Below are 19,694 nucleotides of genomic sequence, written 5' to 3'. Positions count from 1 at the left end.
ATATCTGGTCGCGCCCCTGCCGTCCACCACCCGCGTCATGCCGGGATCACGAGGCCGGCGTGATGCGGACCGGGAACTTCTTGATGCCGTTGACGAAGTTGCTGCGGATCCGCTTCACGTCGCCGGCGACCTGGATGTCCGCCAGCCGTGGCAGCAGCTCCTCGAACATGAGCCGGATCTCCATGCGGGCCAGAGCGTTGCCCAAGCACAGGTGAGGGCTGCCCTTGCCGAACGTCATGTGGTCGACGTTGGTGCGCGTGACGTCGATCGAGTACGGATCGTCGAACACCGTGTCGTCGCGGTTACCTGATGCGAACCACATGACGACCTTGTCGCCCTCGGCGATCTGCTTGCCCCCCAGCTCCAGATCGCGGGTGGCGGTGCGCCGGAAGTGGTAGACCGGGGAGGCCCACCGCAGGAGCTCCTCGACGGCACCTGTCATCAGCTCGGGCTCGCTCTTCAGTCGCTGGAGCTGCTCGGGCTGCTCGATCAGGCCGAGCATCGAGTTGCTGATCGCGTGGCGAGTCGTCTCGTTGCCGGCGATCACGAGCAGCGAGAAGTAGTTGTTGAAGTCCTGCTGCGTCAGCGGGACATGGTCGTCGGGCATGCGGTTGGCCAGGATGGAGATGAGGTCGGTGCCGTCGCCGCCGATTCGCCGGGCACGTAGCTCGTTGCCGTAGTCCCAGACGTCCTGGATGACCGGAGAGCGGAACGGAAGGTGCCGGTACTGGTCCGACTCGTCGAGGTCCGCGCGCACCGTGGCGTAGTCGGGGTCGGTGTTCGCGACCATCTCGTTGCCCCAGGCGATGAGCTGGGCGGTGTCCTCCTTCGGCACGTCCAGCAGGCGCGCCAGCACCTGGATGGGGAAGTCCGCACTGATCGAGGCGACGAAGTCGATGACGCCGTCGTTGTCGGCTGCCTCGGCAAGCGCCCTCTCGACCGTGTCGCGCGTCAGCTCGCGCAGGAACCCCTCGTAGTTCTTCATCAGGTTGCGCGGCGACAGCTCGCGCTGGACGAGCTTGCGAAGGGCGTGGTGCCGCGCCCCGTCCATCTCCAGCATCGATCGGCGGAAGTCCCGCAGATCGTCGTCGACGTCCTCGAGGCCGACGAAGGCCGCGGACGTGAACGACTCGGCGTCCTTGTCCACCGACCAGATGTCCTCGTACCGTGTGACGGCCCAGAAGCCGGCACCGTCCGCCTCCTCGGTCCAGTGGACCGGGTCCTCGGCGCGCAGCGTGTCGAACTGGGCGAATCCGCGCAGATCGGAGAAGCCGTCGATGTCGGACAGGTCGACGTCCTCGAGCGGTACGGGCTCGTATCGGGGCATGGGGGTGTCCTCTCGTCGTGCGGTGCTCGTTCGGCGGTCGTGCAGATCAGATGTGGTAGGCGTACTCGGCGAACTCCCAGTCGGTGGTCCACCGCTGGAACCGGGCGACCTCGTCGCGCTTGTAGGCCAGGAAGGCCGCGACGAACTTGGGGCCGAGCAGCGCGGTCATCTCCTGATCGGCCTCCAGGGCGTCGAGCGCCGTGGCGAGCGTGCTGGGCAGCTGGGCGGCCTTGGCGACGTCGTAGCCGTAGCCCACCAACGGCTCCGGTGGCTCGATCTCGTTGCGGATGCCCAGGAGGGCCGCCGCGAGCATCGCCGCGATCACGAGGTACGAGTTGGCGCTGGCATCGCCGAGCCTCAGCTCGATCCGCGACGCAGCACCCCGCTCGGGCGGGATGCGCAGCATCGCGCTGCGGTTGTCGAGCCCCCAGTCGATGAGCCAGGGCGCGAGGGTGTCGGGCCCGAAGCGCTTGTACGAGTTGATCGTGGGGTTCGACAGGGCCGCGGCAGCAGGCGCGTGGGCCAGGATCCCGCCGATGGCGTGCTGCGCCATGGTCGAGAGGCCGTGAGGGGCGGAGGGGTCGTCGAACAGGGCATTGCCCTGGTCGTCGAGCATCGAGAAGTGGAGGTGATACCCCGACCCGCCCTCGTCGTTGAACGGCTTGGGCATGAAGGTCGCGAGCTGCCCGCGCCGGTGCGCGAGCTCCTTGATCGCCGTCTTGAAGCGGTGGGCCCGGTCGGCGGCGTCCAGCGCCTCGCCGTGCCACAGGTTGATCTCGAACTGACCGGACGAGAACTCGTGGTTGGCCGAGATGACGTCCAGCCCGTAGTCGCCCAACGTGCGCAGCGTCTCGAGCGTGATGCTGTCGGGGTCGCCCTTGAGGCCCGCGGTGTAGACGTTGCCGGTGGCCTCGCCGTACCGGTGCCACCCCGTGGCGGTCTTGTCGCTCTTCTCGAGCACGAAGAACTCGAGCTCGGGACCGATGATCGGCGACAGCCCCAGCGCGGCGAACTCGGCGAGGAGCTGGCGGAGGACGTGGCGTGGCCCTTCGGCCGAGGGCGTGCCGTCGGGGTCGAACACGTCAGCGATGCAGTGTGCGACGCCGGGCTCCCACGGGACGGGCCGCAGCGTCGACAGGTCGGGGACCACCTTGACGTCCGGGAGGCCGTCCGACATGCCGCCCTCGAAGTCGACGACCTCTCCACCGGGCGTCGTCGCGAACACCGAGCGACAGAACGCCAGGCCGCCGCCGACGGTCCGCCCGAAGTGGCTGACCAGGACGTCGCGTCCTCGGTCGGCCCCGATCAGGTCGGCATAGCCGACACGCACGACGTCGATGCCTTGTTCCTCGAGCTGGCGCTGAGCCTGTTCGAGGCCTGCGAGGTCAGGGTGCACGGGGCGTCCTTCCAATTCGTTTGGCTCCGAACGATAATCGAGTGGAGTCCCCAGCACAAGGGCTTTTCAAGATCCCGGGCGCGCGGTATCGTTCGGAGCCAAACGAATCCAGGAGTGAACATGACGGACATGCAGGGCTTCCTCTACCCACGGACGCAGTCCGGCGCATCCTCGCTGATCCCCTCGCCGCCGTGGTTCTACTCCGGCGACCTGCTCACCGTCGAGTACCGGACGGACCCGGCGCGGGTCAAGGCCCTGCTGCCGGCTCCGCTCGAGCTTGCTCCCGACGACCCAGGCGCTGTCGCGTTCATCTGGGCCGACTGGCAGTCGTGCTCGACCGACCGAGCCGAGCTGCTCGACCCTGTCCGCTCCCAGTACAAGGAGGCCTTCGTGGTCGTGCGGTGCTCCTTCCAGGGAGTCACCTACTCGCGCTGCGTCTTCATCTGGGTCGACAAGGACTTCGCGATCGGCCGCGGCCTGCACCAGGGCTACCCGAAGAAGCTCGGGTCGATGTGGCAGACACGCCCTCACCCGTTCGCCCAAGCCGCGCCGCAGATCGCCGCGGGCGGCATGTTCGGCGCCACGTTGTCGGCATCGGATCGCAGGCTCGCCGAGGCGGTCGTGACGCTCAAGGAGCCAGCGGCCACCAACGGCTTCGTCAACGGTCACCCCATGGCGCACCACCGGGTGCTCCCCGACATCGCCGGCACCGGGGACGCCTACTCCGAGCTGATCGCGACCGGCGCCAAGGCAGCAGAGGGCGGACAGACGTGGACCGGCGACGCCGAGCTGCGACTGTTCGACGCACCCACCGAGGAGCTGGCCGACCTGACGGTCGACGAGATGATCGGCGGCTACTACCGGCAGGTCGGCGTGCAGTGGGACGGCGGCACCACCTTGGCGAAGATCACGTCCTGATCGGGCACGCGGGTGGTCGGGCATAGAGTCCTCACATGCCCGACCACCACTCACTCGAAGAGACTGAGCAGGCGACCCGACAGCGCGTCAAGCACCTCCCGCTCGACTACGGCGCATCGCACGCCCTGCTCAGCCTGTACCGAGCGGCCAACGCCGTCAGGAGCAATCTGACGACCAAGGTGCTTCGACCGAACGACCTGACCTGGACCGGATTCCTGGTGCTGTGGACGTTGTGGATCTGGGACTCGATGGAGACCCGGGACATCGCCGACTCGGTCGGCATCAGCAAGGGCACTCTGACCGGTGTCGCCAAGACCTTGTCGGCGCGCAACCTCATCGAGCGGATTCCCAGCACGGTCGACCGACGTCTGGTGAACCTGCGGCTCAGTTCTGACGGTCTCGCCCTGATGGACCGCATATACCCGGAGTTCAACCGGGCCGAGTCCGATCTCGTCGGCGGTCTCGACGCGGCGCAGGTCGACGCCATGACACAGGCCCTGCGCACGCTCGTCGAGACCTCAGAGCTCGACTGACGAGAGCCGGCCCGCGCTGGCCTGCACGAGGGCGACGAACAGTGCCCGTTGCTGCGACTCGGTCTCCCAGGTGTCTTCGGGATGCCATTGGACTCCGACGAACCAGCCGGGGCCGTCGGTCTCGACGGCCTCGACCACACCGTCCTCGGACCACGCGACCGGACGGAGCCCCTCTCCGGTCGACGCGATGCACTGGTGGTGGTAGCAGGACGCTCGCACACCCTGGCCAACGATGCCGTGGAGGGTCGAGCCCGAGGCGACGGAGACGTCGTGCACGCGGTGACGGTGGTGGCGCTCCTCGCCCAGCTCCTCGTCCATGTCCTGCACGATGCGCCCGCCCCGGAGCGCGTTGACCACCTGGAGCCCCCTGCACACGGCCAGCAGCGGCAAACCGGTGGTCAGGCACACTCGTGCCAACGCCAGGTCGAAGGCGTCCTGCTCCTCGTCGACGTCGTACAGCGTGTCGTGATGCTCCTGGCCCGTCCACCGCGAGGACAGGTCGCCGCCTCCCGGAAGGAGCACGCCGTCGGCTACCGCGAGCCGCCCGAGGACGTCCGCGTCGTCGACGATCGCCCCGGGCGCGCTGGGGTGCATCACCAGAGGTTCGCCGCCAGCGGCCCAGACCGCCTCGACGAGCTTGCGGGAGGTCACCTCCGCCGCGTAGCGCAGGGCCGTCGCACCCTCCGAGAATCGCGCCGGGATGACGATGCGCGGGCGGGGCGACGACGAGTGCTCACCCATGGGCGATCCACGTCGTCTTGAGGTCGGTGTACTCGTCGAGGGCGTGTCGCGACTTGTCGCGTCCGAAGCCCGACAGCTTCACCCCCCCGAACGGGACGCTCAGGTCACCCTCCTCGTAGCAGTTGACCCACACGGTCCCGGCCTTGAGACGCTTGGCCACCCGGTGGGCAGTGCCCAGGTCCGAGGTCCACACCGCAGCCGCGAGACCGTAGGGAGTGTCACCGGCCACCGCGACGGCCTCGTCCTCGTCGGCCACCTCCAGCACCGACAGCACCGGGGCGAAGAGCTCTTCGCGGACGAGCAGGTTGTCACGACCAAGACCCGTCACCACGGTCGGCTCGAGGTAGGGCCCACCACTGTCCGGCCGCGCCTGCCGGCCGCCGGTGAGCACGCGTCCACCCGCTGCGATGCCCTCCTCGAGCTGGCCGAGGACGCGATCGAGCGCCGACTGGTCGACCAGCGGCCCCATCGTCGTCGTGGGATCCAGAGGGTCCCCTGGTGCCCACGACGCGCTGGTCCGGACGATCCGGTCGACCACCTGGTCCGCCACATCGCGGTGCACGACGAGACGAGACCCCGCGGTGCACATCTCGCCGCTGTTGAAGAAGATCGCCCAGGCTGCGGTGTCGGCAGCCGCGTCCAGATCCGGTGCGTCCGGGAAGATGATGTTGGGCGACTTGCCACCGAGCTCGAGCTGGACGCGCTTGAGGTTGGAGTCGGCCGAGTACCGCAGGAAGTGTCGCCCGACGGCGGTCGATCCCGTGAACGTCAGCACGTCGACGTCGCGGTGCAGTCCCAGAGCCCGGCCCACGACGACTCCGTCGCCGCTCAGGACGTTCAGGACGCCCGGCGGCAGGCCCGCCTGCGCCCCGAGCTCAGCCACCCGCTGCATCGACAGAGGCGACTGCTCGGCGGTCTTCAGCACGACCGCGCAACCGGCGGCCAGGGCCGGGGCGAACTTCCATCCTGCGAGGGTCAGAGGAAAGTTCCAGCTGACGACGGACGCGACCACCCCGGACGGCTCGCGAGTGACGAGCGAGAGCTCGCCGTCGGTCGTCGGCGTGACCTCGCCATGCTCCTTGTCGGCGATCTCGCCGTAGTAGCGCAGGGTCCTGACCAGGGCACGCAGCTCGATGTCGTGAGCGGCACGGATCGGCTTGCCCATCTCCAGGCTCACCAGCAGTGCGAGCTCGTCGCGGTGCTCGTGCACGAGTGCGGAGAACGCCTGCAGGATCTCTCCGCGCTCTCGCGGGTGCATGCGCGGCCATGGACCATGGTCGAACGCTCGACGCGCGGCCGCGACAGCGACGTCCACGTCGCCCTCCCCCGCCCAGGCGAGCTCTCCGATGACGCTCCCGTCCCGCGGCGTGCGAATCGCGCGCGTGCCGGCGGCGGCGCGCATCTCGCCGTCGACGAAGATGCCGGCCGGGACGACCATGTCCTTGGCTCGGCGCACCCAGTCAGTGGTCGTGACGATGTCGGTGACAGTCATCCGAGACGCTCGCTTCCGGTCAGTGTGCCGCGGGCTGCGGCTTGCGGATGCCGCGGAACTCCCAGTCGCCGCCTTGGGCAGTCGAGAGGACCTCCTCGGACTCGGTGACCTGCGCGCCGACGTCGGTGCGGATCGGCGTCGGCCCCGTCACGATGTGATTGCGGAGCGTGCCGAGTCCTTCGACCTCGACCTCGACGACGTCGCCGGGGTACACCGTTCGGGAGATGGCCGGCGTGCCCGACAGCAGCAGGTCGCCGGGCTGCAGCGTGATGGTCCGCGCGATGTCGGCGACGAGGTAGTGCATGTCCCACTCCATCTCGTCGGTGTTGCCGTCCTGGCGCACCTCGCCGTTGACGAGCGTCCGAATCTGCTTGCCGCGGAAGTCCCAGCCCTCGACCACACCGGGTCCGACGGGGCACAACGTGTCCGCACCCTTGACGCGCAGCATCGACCCCGAGTCGGTGTCACGGAAGTCGTGGAGGCCGTAGTCGTTGGCGACCGTGAACCCGCGGATGTAGTCACCGGCCTCGGCAGGCGAGATGTTGCGCGCGGTGCGTCCGATGACGATGGCGATCTCGCCCTCGTAGTTGAGCCAGCTGCACCCGTCGGGACGCACGACCGCCGCGTCGTGCGAGTTGAGCGCCGAGACCGGCTTGTGGAAGTACGTCGGTGCCGGAGGCAGCGTCGTCTGCATCTCCTTGACCCGGCTGATGTAGTTCAGGTGGACGCAGATGATCTTGGACGGCGTGACGGGCGGGAGGTGGTGCGCGTCGGCGATCGCGACCGTGCGGCCGTCCCCGGCGACGAGGGTCTCGCCCTGGCGGACGACGTCGACGGGGTTGCCGTCGAGCAGGATGCGGCGTGTCTCACGGATGGTGGTCATGGGATTCCTTTCAGCCAGCGGCCGGCACGTCGGTGCCGGGCGCGGCCGTCTGTCGGACGAAGTCGGGGTCGGTGGGGGTGGTGCGGGCGGCCGGGAAGCCGCCGTCGGGTCGGTCGAACCAGACGTGCACCTGGCCGGTGCCGATCGAGTTCTCGTACTCGCCGTACTGACGGCCGCGCGCGGTGCAGTCCTGCTCGCCGATCGCGCCCATCATCATCAGGTAGTGCTGGAAGCGGGCCTCCGGCTTGAAACGGTAGAACTCCGGCAGAGTGTCGAGGATGCGGCGGTGATCGCCCTCCTTCATCCACTCGATGCGTTCGAGGTCGGCGGCGAGTGCCTCGGCGGTGAAGATGTGGTCGTGACCGGCGCCTTCGTGGTCTCGCAGCTGCCGCAACGGCCAGAAGGTGTGCGACAGAGCACCCGAGGCGATCAACAGGACCTTGCGATCGGACTCGGCGATGGCGGTGCCGAGGGCGCGTCCGAGTCGCAGGGCGTCCTCTGCGTCGCCGGTCTGGCAGACGCCGATCGAGATCCAGCGCTTGTCGGGCAGGCCCTGGCCGAGGAACTCCCAGACGTTGGTCGTCGCGTAGAAGATCGGCAGGTGGTTGTCGTCGATCGGGGTGATCCAGGTCGAGTGCTCGGTCGCCTTGCTCGCGATGAGGTGCGCGAGCTCGGGATCGCCGGCGAAGTCGTACGGACGGCGCTGCATCCCTCGCGGCAGCTCCTCCGACGTGAACAGTCCCGATCGGCGGTCCTGCGCCGTGACGACCCACTCGACGGTGGTCGCCCAGTGCGAGTCCAGCACGACGACGGTGTCGTAGTCGAGGGTGTCGAACACCTCGGCCCGCAGCTGGTGCAGGCCCGACACCAAGGTCGAGTCCTCGCCCCCGTTGAGCTCTCGGCGGATCTCCTCGGGCAGGACGATCGTCGGCACGTGCGCGACAAGGCCTGCGCCCACCACTTCACCCATGGTCAGTTCTCCTTCCAGCCCTGAGGGCTGAAGACGCTGTTCTTGATGTTGGTGTAGAAGTCGAACGACCAGATGCCGCCCTCGCGGCCGATGCCGGAGCGCCCGTTGCCGCCGAACGGCGCTTCGAGGTCGCGGACGAAGAAGCAGTTCACCCAGACCGTCCCTGCGTCGAGCTGCGCGGACACGCGCTCTGCGCGCGTCCGGTCGCCCGTCACGAGGGTGGCGGCCAGACCGAAGCGGCTGTCGTTGGCCATCTGGACGGCTTGCGCCTCGGTCTCGAACGACTCGATCGTGACGACGGGGCCGAAGACCTCTTCGGTGAGTACTTCGGATCCGGGCGGGGCATCGACCAGGACGGTCGGCCGGTAGTACAGGCCACCGAGCTCTTCGTTGGGACCCCCTCCCAGCAGCGCGCGGGCACCGTCAGCAAGTGCCCGCTCGACGAAACCGTCGATCTGCTCGAAGTGACGCCGCGAGATCAGAGCGGACACGTCGGTCGCCTCGTCCCGGGGGTCTCCCTGACGGAGCGTGGCCGCACCTTCGACGACCCGCTCCGTGAACTCCTGGACGAGCGAGGAGTGCACCAGCATGCGAGCGGCCTTCAGGCAGACCTGCCCGGCGTTGTCGAACTGCTCGACCGCGATCGAGACGGCAAGGTCGAGGTCGGCGTCCTCGAGGACGACCAGCGGCGACTTGCCGCCGAGCTCGTACGACAGCGGCACGATGTTCTCGGCCGCTGCCTTCGAGATGGTGCCCGCCGTCGGGACCGATCCGGTGAACGCCAGGCGGTTGATGTCGGGGTGTGCTGTCAGCGCTGCCCCCGCCTCGGCACCGAGCCCCTGCACGACGTTGAACACGCCGGGCGGAAGACCCGCCTCGGCGCTGATCTCGGCGAGCAGGCTGGCCGTCAGGGGTGCCCACTCCGGCGGCTTCAGGACGACGGTGTTGCCCGCGGCCAGTGCAGGCCCGATGCGCCAGGTGGCCAGCATCAGGGGGGCGTTCCACGGCGTGATGATCGCGACGACCCCTGCGGGCTCGTACGTGATGCGCTCCCGGTGGTCGCGGACCTCCAGGTCGGGGTGGCCCAGCTGCTGCTCGGCGAAGTCGGCGAAAGCGCGGAAGTTCATCGCGACACGGGGCATCACGCCGCGGCGGTGGCTGCGGATCAGAGACCCGTTGTCCCTGGTCTCCAGACGCGACAGGTCCTCGACGCGCGCGTCGATCCCGTCGGCGACGCGACGCAGGATGGCCGACCGCTCGGCGACCGGCAGAGCGGCCCAGGCCGGGAACGCCGCCCGTGCTGCCGAGACGGCCTCGTCGACCTCGTTCGCCCCACCTGCGGCAACATCGCCCAGCAGTGACTCGTCCAGCGGCGAGTAGTCGGGGAACGTCGTCGGCGATGAGATGCGCGTCCCTCCGATCCAGTGGCGGAGGTCGACAGTGACTCCGTCGACGATCGCAGACTCGTGGTGCGGCATCAGATCCTCCAGATCGTTTGGCCCCAAACGTATTCGCGTCGGTGCTCGACGTCAAGCCCCCGCAGGAGCCCTCTCAGCACCCGGACGCCGGAACGCCCCGGGCCGCCATCGGCGCTGCGGCACCTGGCGGATCGGGGCGTCTCGTCGCGCCGTTGCTCAGTCGATGAGCTCTTCGCGGATGACTCCTCGTCGCAGATGGCCGACCAGGGCGCCGACCACGGCAATGGCGGGAACCGTGACGATGAGCCAGAAGGCCGTGGTGCCGCTTCCACCGATCAGCGTCTTGAAGTTGGCGAGGATCAGCCACACGGCGATACCGATGCCCACCGAGCCCACGAGCGGCGCCACGAGCGTGGTCGCCAGCGAGGACTCCGAGGGCGTACGGCGGAAGAAGGCGACGACCGAGACGCTGGTCATGAAGTACAGGAGCATCATGCCCAGGACGGCCACGCCACTGAACCACGAGAACAGCGTGAGGACCGGGTCCTTGCCGAGGATCGCGAACGGCATCGTCAGCACGACGACGAGCACGGTCTGGACCGCACCAGCCACCCAGGGAGAGTGGCGCTTGTTGAGCAAGGACACCGACGCAGGGATCACACGGTCACGGCTGAGCGAGAACAAGTAGCGCGTGATCGAGTTGTGGAAGGCCAGGATGCCTGCGAACAGCGACGTCGCGAGCAGCACTTCGAGGACGTCGCCGGTCCAGCCGCCGAGCTGTGATCCGACCGCGGCGAACACGAAGGTGGCACCGTCGCCGGAGTCAAGCGCCTTGCCAGCCTCACCCACCACCTGGGACGGACCGTAGAACGCGACCAGCATCCAGGTCACGAACGCGAAGAAGCCGGTGATGATGAGCACGGAGAGGTAGGTCGCACGCGGCACCGTCTTGCGCGGCTCGCGCGCCTCCTCGCCGTAGATCGCCGTGGCCTCGAAGCCGAACATCGAGGCGATCGCGAACATCAGCGCGACACCGGGAGCGCCCGCTGTCGCCGCGCTCAAGCTGAACGTGTCGGCAATGCCGAAACCCTCCGGGCCCCCGCCCTTGAACAGCGTCACGACGGCGAACAGCGACAGCAGGCTGAACTCCGCGGCGACGAGCACGGCGAGCACCCGGGCACCGATGTCGACGCCCATCGCTCCCAGCAGCTGCACGACGGCCATGGTCGCCAGCGCCCAGACCCACCACGGCAGGTCGAAGCTGAAGTGATGCACGAAGATCCCCTGCATGATGACGCCGTACAGGCCGTACATCGCGGCCTGGATGGTGTTGTAGGCGAAGAGCGCGACGAAGGCGCCCGACACCCCCGTCGTCTCCCCCAAGCCCTTGCCGATGTAGGCATAGAAAGCACCCGCGTGGACGACATGTCGCCCCATCGCGACGAAGCCGATGGAGAACACGAAGATGATCAGTCCGGCGGCGATGTAGGCCGTCGGGACGCCGGCCCCGTTGCCGATCACGATCGCGATCGGCACGGCCCCGGCGATCCCGGTGAGCGGTGCCTGGCTCGACAGGACGAAGAAGAGGATCCCGAACACCCCGAGTGAGTTCGGCTTCAGGCGGGTCTGATGTTTCTCGACAGCAGGCGAGGTCGCTTCGGTCATGCCGACTCCCAGGGACGAAGGTTTTCGTTCGGATGCGAACGTTTGGACCCCAAGAATGAAGTGTGATGTGTGCCACTGTCAACAGAATCTGACAAGAATTATCCAGATGGAAACATTGCTGCTCGTGCATGACGAACCGACCTGACACGCCGCCTGTCACGGCGTGTCAGGTCGCGGGCCCGATGGCCTACCGGTGCTCCGCCGCCGCGACGACGTTGGCCAGGAGCTGAGCACGGGTCATGGGCCCCACACCCCCTGGATTCGGGGAGACCCATGCCGCGACGTCTCGGACGTCCAGCGCCACGTCGCCAGCGATCTTGCCTTCAGCGTCGCGCGAGACCCCTACGTCGATCACGGCGGCTCCGGGCTTCACCATGTCGGCCGTGATGATGTCGGGAACGCCTGCGGCCGCGACGATGATGTCAGCCTCACGGGTATGGGCGCCCAGGTCCCTGGTGCCGGTGTGGCAGAGCGTGACGGTGGCGTTCTCGGCCCGGCGGGTCAACAGCAACCCCAGTGGGCGACCGACCGTGATCCCCCGACCGACGACGACCACCTCGGCCCCGGCGAGCTCGACGTCGTGACGTCTCAACAGCTCCACGATTCCCGTGGGCGTGCAGGGCAACGGCGCATCCTTGCCGAGCACCAACCAGCCGAGATTGGTCGGGTGCAGGCCGTCGGCATCCTTGGCCGGGTCGATGAGACCCAAGATGTGGTTCTCGTCCATGTGGGGCGGCAGGGGCAGCTGCACGATGTAGCCGGTGCACGACGGGTCCTCGTTGAGCCGGAGCACGGCTTCTTCGACAGCACTCTGCGGAGCATCGCCCGGCAGGTCGATCCGAATCGACTCGATGCCCACCTCGGCGCAATCACGGTGCTTGCCCGCGACGTACCAGGCCGACCCCGGATCATCGCCGACGAGGATCGTGCCGAGGCCCACTCGCACGCCCTTGCTCCGGAGGCCACTCACCCTGGCCGACAGCTCGTTCTTGATGGCCTTGGCCGTGGCGGTGCCGTCGAGGATGCGGGCGCTCACTCGAAGACCACCGTGCGTGCGCCCACCAGGATCACACGGTCCTCGGCATGGCGACGGACCGCGCGCGAGAGCACGGCACGCTCGACGTCCCGGCCCAGTGCCACCATCTGGTCGGCGCTGCGTGCATGGTTCACGCGCTGGACGTCCTGCTCGATGATCGGGCCCTCGTCGAGCTCGGCCGTGACGTAATGGGCGGTGGCCCCGATGAGCTTGACCCCTCGCGCATGCGCCTGGTGGTAGGGCTTCGCACCCTTGAAACCGGGGAGGAACGAGTGGTGGATGTTGATCGCGCGTCCGGCGAGCTTGCGACACAGGTCGTCCGACAGCACCTGCATGTACCGCGCCAGCACGACGAGGTCGACGTCGTGCTCGGTCACCAGGTCGAGCAGCTTCGCCTCCGCCTCCGGCTTGGTGTCCTTCGTGACGGGGATCAGGACGAAGGGAATGCCGGCCTGATCGGCCAGGGGCTTGAGATCGGGGTGGTTGGACACGATCACCGGGATGTCGATCGGCAGGTCGCCCGTGCGGTGACGATAGAGCAGGTCGACCAGGCAGTGGTCGAACTTGGAGACCATCAGCAGCACGCGGCGACGGTGCGAGACGTCTCGCACCGTCAGGAACGGGTCGAACGCACCCAGCGCCTGGGTCAGCTCCGCGCGGACGACCGCCGAGCTGTCCGCCGGAGAGTCGAACTCGGTGCGCATGCAGAACGTGTCGGTGTCCGGGTCGGAGAACTGGTTGTTGTCGACGATGTTGCCCTTGAGGGACGACACACCCTGCGCGAAGGCACGGACGATGCCCGGCTGGTCCGGGCATCGAAGGGTCATGACATATCTGTTCACGGCGTGGTTCCTTCTCAGCTTCGGACGCGGTCGCGGTCGGGGTCGTAGACGGGCGTGCGCACCACGGTGGCCACGGCTCCGTCGGCCAAGGCCAGCGTGGTGCCGATCTTGGCCGAGCCGACTGCGACCCGCGCCAGTCCGAGCGTCTTGCCGTCCAGGACCGGCGACGGCACCGCCATCGTGACCCAGCCGACGTCCTCGCCGGCATCCACCAGGCGCGCGCCGTCGGCGGCGTCCGGATCGGCATCCACCACGACCGACACCACGCGGGCGCTCACCCCATCCTTGAGCGACAGAAGAGCTTCGCGGCCCTGGAAGTCGCCCTTGTCGAAGTCGACCGCCCAGCCCATCCGGCACTCGAACGGAGTGCTCGTGGCGTCGTACTCGACCTCGCCCATGACCATCCCGGCCTCGACGCGCGCGACCATCAGCGCACCCGCGGACGCCGCCTGCACTCCGAGGTCCTGGCCGGCCTCGAACAGTGCGTCCCACAGCTCGAGGGCACGCTCCACCGGCACCATGACCTCGTAGCCGAGCTCCGCGGTGAAGCCCATGCGGTTGACGTGGGCGGGGATGCCGGCGACCGTCATGGCGGGGTCGTAGGAGTAGTAGGGGAACGCCTCGTTCGACATGTCCCGGTCGGTCAGACGCTGGAGGAGCTCGCGGCTGCGAGGGCCCTGCACGCTCAGCACCCCGAGGGTGTCGCGGATCTCGGTGACCTCGGCGTCGCGCCCCTCGGCGTGACGCCGCAGGGCGTCCACCGTCGCGGGGTTGCCGCCGATGATGCGGACGTGGTCGTCGGCCAGCACCGTCCCGGTGACGTCGTCGAGCATGTGGCCCGACTCGTCGACCACGACCCCGTAGGCGATGCGACGCGCAGCCAGGTCGCGCAGGTTGCGAGAGAACACCGCGTCGGCGACGGCCACGGCGTCTGCGCCGCGGACGTCCCACTTGAACAGCATCGAGAACTCGAGCACCGCGACGCGATGGCGGATGGCGTCGTACTCCTCGTCCACGTCGACCAGGAACAGCGGGACGGCGAATCCGTAGACGTCGATGGCTTCGCCCGCCGTCTCGGGGAACCGTGCGGCGAACGGGGTCGGACGCAGGTCGGTGGTGGCGTCGGATGGTGCGGTCATGTCGTGCTCCGTTTCAGTGGGTACGGGGTGGTCGTGGGGTCTGCGGGATCGCTCAGGAGACCGAGACGGGAAGGGACGAGATGGAGCGGATGAACTCCGAGTGGCCGTAGGTGACCGGCCCGGCGAGCTCGATCCGATCGAACCGCTCGACGAGTGCGCTGAAGACGTCGTGCGCCTCCGCACGTGCCAGCACCTGGCCGGCACATCCGTGCGGTCCCGCGCCGAATGCCAGGTGCTTGCTGAGGTCGGCGTCGCGGTCGATGTCGAACGTCTCTGGATCAGCGAAGACGGCGGGGTCGTGGTTACCTGCCCCGATGAACAAGATGAGAGGTTCGCCGGCTGGGATGTCGACGCCGCCGACCGTGATCGGCTGGGTCGTCATCCGAGCGACGAACTGCTCAGGCGTGTCGATCCGCAGGATCTCGTTCACGATGTCGGCCCGACGATCGGGCTCGTCCCGGTACGTGGCGAAGATCGCCGGCTGCTCGATCATCAGCTTGATGCCGTGGACGATCAGGTAGGTGATGTCGAGGTGCCCCACCGCGAACAGCAGGGTGAGGGAGGCGATGACCTCGTCGTGCGACATCGTGCCGTCGTCCTCGAAGGCGAGGAAGCTGTCGAGCAGGCCGTCGCCGGGGTCGGCCCGCTTGGCCGCGACGAGCCGCTCGTTGTAGGCGATGAACCACGCGAACGCCTTCTCGGTGCCGGCCGCCTCCTCGGCGGTGGGGTCCAGCCCGAGGCTCCGACCGATGTCGTGCGTGGCCTGCCTGACCTCTTCACCGTCCTCTGCCGGTACTCCGAGCAGCTTGCTGATCGTGGCGAAGGTGACGGGAAAGGCCAGGTCGTGCACGGCGTCGAAGGTGCCCCCTGACGCCACGATGGCGTCCAGTCGGGTCGCGATCTCGCCACGCGCGAACTCCGACCACTGCTGCACGGCCTTCGGGGTGAACCACCGGCTGTGGGTCCGGCGCACGCGCGTGTGCTTGGGAGCGTCGGCCCCGAGCATGCTGTCGTGGAGCGGGGTCGCAGGACCGTAGTCGAGGTCGGCGACGCCGAGCGTGCGGTTGTACAGCAGCTCGCTCAGCTCGGCATAGCCTGTGATCGCCCAGAACCCGGCAGGGTGCTGGAACACCGGCTGCCCGGCACGGAGCGCCGCGTAGAACGGGTACGGATCCGTGCGGTATTCGTCCGTCAGGAACGGCAGCGGGTCGCCTGCGGTGATGGTGGTGTCGATCGTCATGGTGTGTCTCGCTCTCTCAGGCGGCTGAGGTGGCGGCAGCCACCGTGGACTCGGCCCAGGCAAGGACCGTCTCGACCAGGTCGTCGCTGCCGGCGGCGTCGTGGCGTCCGAAGTCCCCGAAGCGCTGAGCGCCCAGGGCGTCGAGCTGCTCGGCCAGACGCGTGCCGCCGAGCCCGTACGACTCGGCGTAACCGCTGTCGCCCAGGCCGAAGATCGCGTATCGCATCTCGCTCAGGTCGGGCTTCTGGTCCACGAGGCGGTCGACGAACGGCTGTGCGGATGCCGGCAGCTCACCGTCCCCGTAGGTCGAGCAGACGATCAGGAAGGTGTCGCCGAGGTCGAGGTCGGCCGGCTCGAGGTCCATCAGGTCGACGGCGACGGCGTCGGGCAGTGTCTCGGCGCACTCGTCGGCTGCCATCTCGGCATTGCCTGACTCAGTGCCGTACAGGATCGTGATGCTCATGGCTGTTCCCCTTCGGAGGTGAGGCTGGTGGTCGCGGCGACCCGCCGGAGCTCGGCGTGGTCGAGGATCTTGTTGCGAACGCGACCCGAGCTCGCCGTCGCGCGCTCGTGGTCGTCGATGCGCTGCCACGCGGCGAAGTCGACCGCGGGCCACGTCGCTCGCAGGGCAGCGGGGTCGTGCTCGCCTTTGCACGGGGCGGCGCGAAGATCGGCCGTGATCGCGCTAGCCACGAGCCGCGCGTCGGCGCGGGCGTCGGGGATCGCTCCGCGTGGCCCGGTCCGCGCCCAGCCGACGCAGTAGAGCCCCGGTGCGAGCCGCCCGTCGGTCGTGAGGTCTCCGCCGGCGTCCCTGACGAGCGGGGCCGAGGCGTCGAAGCCGATCGCCGAGACGACGCTGTCCGTCGGCAGGCGCAGGACGCGGCCGTCCGGAGAGATGAAGGAGATCGCCTCGACGTGCGAGTCGCCGCCGATCGACTCAGGTTGCCACCCGAACCGGAACGTGACCTGGACCCGGTCGCCTCCCACCTGGTGCTCGAGCAGATGGGCCAGCGCCGCGATCTGCGGAACCTCGGACTCGCGATCGGCGTTGACGTCCTCGACGACGAAACGCACACCCTCGAGCTGCCCGAGCTCCTTGATCATCGTCGCGTCGAACCGTGACGTCTCAGCCGGCCCGCGCCCCACCACCGTCACCTCCAGGACGCCCGGACGATGCACCAGGTCATGGATCGCGAGGGGCAGGTCCGACCCGGCGAAGTCGTCCGGGTGCTTCGCGAGCAGACGCACGACATCGACCGCCACGTTCCCGTTGCCGACGACCACGACGTTCTCGCCGAGCCGCGGAACGAGGGTCGAGGAGTCCGGATGCCCGTTGAGCAAGGCCGTCAGGGGGCCCGATGGGTACACCTCGGGGAGATCGGATCCGGCGATGGCCAGCTCGCGGTCGCGGTCGCACCCGGTGGCCAGCACGACGGCGTCATGCTGGTCCGCCAGCTGTTCGAGCGTCACGTCGAGGCCGACCTCGACGCCGCCGGAGAACGTCACCCCGGCACGCTCGAAGAGACGATCGAACTGCTTGGTGACGGCCTTCGTACCTTGGTGGTCGGCCGCGACACCGTAGCGGATCAGCCCGTACGGGACCGGAAGTCGATCGATGACCGTGATCTCGGCGTCCGGCCAGTCCTTGCGCAGCGCCTGAGCGGTGTAGCAGCCGGCGGGACCGCTGCCGATGATCGCGACATGGGGCCCGGCGCTCATGACGTCCGCTCCCGGCGCGGCGCTGCAGACGCCCACGTTCTCGACAGGTCCGTCCGGACGTCGTCGGCAAAACGCATGGATCTCCTCGTGAACTCGAAGGATGGCGACGGTGCACCACATCGCGTAGACGAGACTCTAGCCCAGAACTTTCCATATGGAGAGTAGTAAGGACAAAAAAGTTGCATGGGTCCATGTCGTGCCGGTCCCTGCCCGACAGCCTGCAAGCCTCACGAGGCCCTGACTCCGTCCGTCCGCCCGCCACACGCGACACACCCGCGGGTCGTAGCCGCGCCGACAGGCCGGTCCAGTTGCCCGCGCCGAGTCGATCGCGATCGACACCGACGCGATCGACACGGCCACCGGGTCACCATCCGCGAGTTGTGGGACGGAGTCCCACGGCTGGCGTATGGCCCCGACATCACACAGGTAGGTGCAGATGGTGCTCATGAGCACGGGCGAACGACGAAGAGGCTCCATCTCTCTCTGCGATTGCAGGGAAAGATGGAGCCTCTGTCACGCGGTGGCGGTGGGATTTGAACCCACGGTGGGCGTGAACCCACACAACATTTCGAGTGTTGCACCTTCGGCCGCTCGGACACGCCACCGCGGAGTACCTTACCCGAGCGTCGCCGCGGGTCCGAACCGGCATCCTGCGCGAGAATGATCGGGTGGACACCACCGCGCTGAACGACCTCACCGCACGCGCCGCAGCGCTCGTCAGACCGGGCCGCCGCGGCGTCCTCGGCATCTGCGGAGCGCCCGGCGTCGGCAAGTCGTCGCTCGCCGCCAAGCTCGTCGGACGCCTCCGCGCGGCCGGCATCGAGGCCACGCACGTGCCGATGGACGGGTTCCACCTCGCCGACAGCGCGCTGGTCGAGCGCGGGCTGCTCGCCAGCAAGGGCGCGATCGGGACGTTCGACGGTCACGGGTACGTCGGGCTCCTGCGCCGCATCCGCGACGAGCTGGACCACGACGTGCTCGCGCCCACCTTCGAGCGCGACCTCGAGCAGCCGCTCGCCGGCGCGATCACCGTCCCGCCGGCGGCGACGCTCGTCGTGACGGAGGGCAACTACCTGCTCGACGCCGACACCCCGTGGCCCGCGGCCCGGGCGCTGATGGACGAGGTGTGGTTCGTCGACCTCGACGAGCGCCGCCGCCGTTCACGCCTGGTCGACCGGCACGTCAAGCACGGCAAGGCGCGCGACGAGGCGCAGGCGTGGGTCGACACGGTCGACGAGCCGAATGCGCAGCGCGTCATCGCCCGGCGGGAGCAGGCCGATCTGGTGGTGCCGGCGTGACCCACGGGTCGACGTCGACGCCGAACACCCAGCGCCGTCCGGGCCACTCGGTCAACGACCACACCTGACCGCGCTGCGGCCAGTGCGCGACGTCTTCCGGCCCGGTCGGCAGGACCCCCCGATGCTTGCGGAGGTGCCCCGGTCGTCCGACCCACAGGTCTCCCGCACGTCCCTCGCCGGCGCTGGCGGTCACGACCCAGGTGTCCCCGACGAGCGTCGCACCCTGCATGCGGGGCTGCCCGTCGTGCAGCTCGAGCGCCGTCGACCGGCCGCGCTCGTCGCCGCGCAGCAGCTGCGTGTCACGGTCGAGCGGGTAGCGCACGAGTCGGTGGCTGGCGCTGTCCTTCGTGCCGTACTCGCCGGCGACGAGGCTGTCGACGTGCTCGCCGCGGTCGAGCGACAGGAACGAGTACGTCAGCGGCGCGTGGTCGGGGTCCTGCTCGGCCACGTAGGTCGTCGCCTGCGGCAGGACGTAGCGGTATCCGCGGGAGTGCACCCGGTTGCGCACGCGCGTGATGTCGTCGAGCCGGAACACCCGGATGCCCGCTCCGCTGCCGGCCACGAACAGGTGGTCGCCGTACCAGACGATGCCGCCGGCGTGCACCCGCACGGGCTTCAGCACGTGCATGGGCCCGACCTTGACGGGCTCGACCAGGAGCACGTGCCGGTACGCCGGGGCGGCACCGTCGATGTCGACGACGACCGTGATGCGCGATCCGAGCAGCCGCCGGGCCACCCGTCCGTGGGCGTACCAGCTGGTCAGCAGCACGTCGCGGCCGTCGAACGTCCCGGCCGTGGCGTCGTGCCCGTAGGCGTCGGCGGACGTCGTGATGCCCTGCGGCCACCAGCGGTCGGAGGCGACGTCGCGGGCGTCCCACGTGAACCCCTCGGCGACCGCCTCGCCCGGCACGTCGGCGCGCCGCCCGGTGCGGTTGAGGTCGGCGATGACCGCGCGCAGGCCGACGCGGCGGAACCGGTGCCCGGGCTCGCGCAGCGCCCCGGCTGACGTCAGCCGGAACCGCGAGGCGAGGTCGTCGGTCACGACGTCAGCCTAGGTCGGCCCCCCGACGTCCGCGA

18 protein-coding genes and 1 tRNA gene are annotated in these 19,694 nt (G+C 68.9%); 3 read left to right on the top strand and 16 right to left on the bottom strand.

The window, feature by feature from the left end; translation table 11 throughout:
- Nucleotides 1-46: 46 nt before the first annotated feature.
- On the bottom strand, nt 47-1,327 hold the full coding sequence (locus JOF40_RS06590; protein ID WP_129181223.1) for a cytochrome P450: 1,281 nt from the start codon (nt 1,325-1,327) through the stop codon (nt 47-49).
- 46 nt (nt 1,328-1,373) lie between these two features.
- On the bottom strand, nt 1,374-2,723 hold the full coding sequence (locus JOF40_RS06585) for a glutamine synthetase family protein (RefSeq protein ID WP_129181221.1): 1,350 nt from the start codon (nt 2,721-2,723) through the stop codon (nt 1,374-1,376).
- 120 nt (nt 2,724-2,843) lie between these two features.
- Between JOF40_RS06585 and JOF40_RS06580 the strand changes: the two genes are divergently transcribed.
- Complete coding sequence (locus tag JOF40_RS06580) at nt 2,844-3,641, top strand: acetoacetate decarboxylase family protein (RefSeq protein ID WP_129181219.1); 798 nt, start codon at nt 2,844-2,846, stop codon at nt 3,639-3,641.
- A 35-nt stretch (nt 3,642-3,676) separates the two neighbouring features.
- Nucleotides 3,677-4,174, top strand: a complete 498-nt coding sequence (locus JOF40_RS06575; RefSeq protein WP_129181216.1) for a MarR family winged helix-turn-helix transcriptional regulator — start codon at nt 3,677-3,679, stop codon at nt 4,172-4,174.
- On the opposite strand, the gene JOF40_RS06570 is transcribed toward JOF40_RS06575, so the two are convergent.
- The 13 genes from JOF40_RS06570 to JOF40_RS06510 form a co-directional block, all read right to left on the bottom strand.
- Complete coding sequence (locus JOF40_RS06570; protein ID WP_129181214.1) at nt 4,160-4,915, bottom strand: gamma-glutamyl-gamma-aminobutyrate hydrolase family protein; 756 nt, start codon at nt 4,913-4,915, stop codon at nt 4,160-4,162. The genes JOF40_RS06575 and JOF40_RS06570 overlap by 15 nt on opposite strands.
- Entirely contained in the window at nt 4,908-6,407 is a 1,500-nt protein-coding gene (locus JOF40_RS06565; RefSeq protein ID WP_129181212.1) for an aldehyde dehydrogenase family protein, read from the bottom strand. The genes JOF40_RS06570 and JOF40_RS06565 overlap by 8 nt, the downstream gene beginning before the upstream one ends.
- A gap of 19 nt (nt 6,408-6,426) precedes the next feature.
- Nucleotides 6,427-7,290 carry a fumarylacetoacetate hydrolase family protein gene (locus JOF40_RS06560; RefSeq protein WP_209674415.1) on the bottom strand — a complete coding sequence of 288 codons (864 nt, stop codon included), beginning with the start codon at nt 7,288-7,290 and terminating at the stop codon, nt 6,427-6,429.
- A gap of 10 nt (nt 7,291-7,300) precedes the next feature.
- On the bottom strand, nt 7,301-8,260 hold the full coding sequence (locus JOF40_RS06555) for a DODA-type extradiol aromatic ring-opening family dioxygenase (RefSeq protein ID WP_129181210.1): 960 nt from the start codon (nt 8,258-8,260) through the stop codon (nt 7,301-7,303).
- Between the two features lie 2 nt (nt 8,261-8,262).
- Complete coding sequence (locus tag JOF40_RS06550) at nt 8,263-9,738, bottom strand: aldehyde dehydrogenase (RefSeq protein WP_129181208.1); 1,476 nt, start codon at nt 9,736-9,738, stop codon at nt 8,263-8,265.
- 156 nt (nt 9,739-9,894) lie between these two features.
- Nucleotides 9,895-11,343 (bottom strand): APC family permease, encoded by a 1,449-nt coding sequence (locus tag JOF40_RS06545; RefSeq protein ID WP_129181206.1) that lies wholly within the window; start codon nt 11,341-11,343, stop codon nt 9,895-9,897.
- Between the two features lie 187 nt (nt 11,344-11,530).
- A complete protein-coding gene (locus JOF40_RS06540; protein ID WP_129181204.1) occupies nt 11,531-12,379 on the bottom strand; it encodes a bifunctional methylenetetrahydrofolate dehydrogenase/methenyltetrahydrofolate cyclohydrolase in 849 nt (282 codons plus the stop codon).
- Nucleotides 12,376-13,221, bottom strand: coding sequence for a formyltetrahydrofolate deformylase (gene purU / locus JOF40_RS06535; protein WP_129181202.1), 846 nt, complete (start codon nt 13,219-13,221; stop codon nt 12,376-12,378). The genes JOF40_RS06540 and purU overlap by 4 nt, the downstream gene beginning before the upstream one ends.
- Before the next feature lie 14 nt (nt 13,222-13,235).
- Entirely contained in the window at nt 13,236-14,360 is a 1,125-nt protein-coding gene (locus tag JOF40_RS06530) for an aminomethyl transferase family protein (RefSeq protein WP_129181200.1), read from the bottom strand.
- Nucleotides 14,361-14,412: 52 nt separating this feature from the next.
- A complete protein-coding gene (locus tag JOF40_RS06525; RefSeq protein ID WP_129181198.1) occupies nt 14,413-15,600 on the bottom strand; it encodes a cytochrome P450 in 1,188 nt (395 codons plus the stop codon).
- A 16-nt stretch (nt 15,601-15,616) separates the two neighbouring features.
- Entirely contained in the window at nt 15,617-16,063 is a 447-nt protein-coding gene (locus JOF40_RS06520; RefSeq protein ID WP_129181196.1) for a flavodoxin domain-containing protein, read from the bottom strand.
- Nucleotides 16,060-17,319: an FAD-dependent oxidoreductase gene (locus JOF40_RS06515; RefSeq protein WP_129181194.1), complete on the bottom strand. Its 1,260-nt coding sequence runs from the start codon at nt 17,317-17,319 to the stop codon at nt 16,060-16,062. Before JOF40_RS06515 ends, JOF40_RS06520 begins: the two co-directional genes overlap by 4 nt.
- 518 nt (nt 17,320-17,837) lie before the next feature.
- Nucleotides 17,838-17,924: transfer RNA gene (locus JOF40_RS06510), tRNA-Ser, on the bottom strand.
- A gap of 63 nt (nt 17,925-17,987) precedes the next feature.
- On the opposite strand from JOF40_RS06510, the gene JOF40_RS06505 reads away from it, so the two are divergent.
- Nucleotides 17,988-18,617: a nucleoside/nucleotide kinase family protein gene (locus tag JOF40_RS06505; RefSeq protein ID WP_129181192.1), complete on the top strand. Its 630-nt coding sequence runs from the start codon at nt 17,988-17,990 to the stop codon at nt 18,615-18,617.
- Here JOF40_RS06505 and JOF40_RS06500 read toward each other — a convergent pair.
- Nucleotides 18,574-19,659: a hypothetical protein gene (locus JOF40_RS06500; RefSeq protein ID WP_129181190.1), complete on the bottom strand. Its 1,086-nt coding sequence runs from the start codon at nt 19,657-19,659 to the stop codon at nt 18,574-18,576. The two genes, JOF40_RS06505 and JOF40_RS06500, sit on opposite strands and share 44 nt — an antisense overlap.
- Between the last annotated feature and the right edge of the window lie 35 nt (nt 19,660-19,694).

The organism is Aeromicrobium fastidiosum, assembly GCF_017876595.1.
GTDB lineage: Bacteria > Actinomycetota > Actinomycetes > Propionibacteriales > Nocardioidaceae > Aeromicrobium > Aeromicrobium fastidiosum.
Note: the sequence above shows the minus strand (reverse complement) of the source record. Positions and strands in the feature narration are given on the sequence as shown.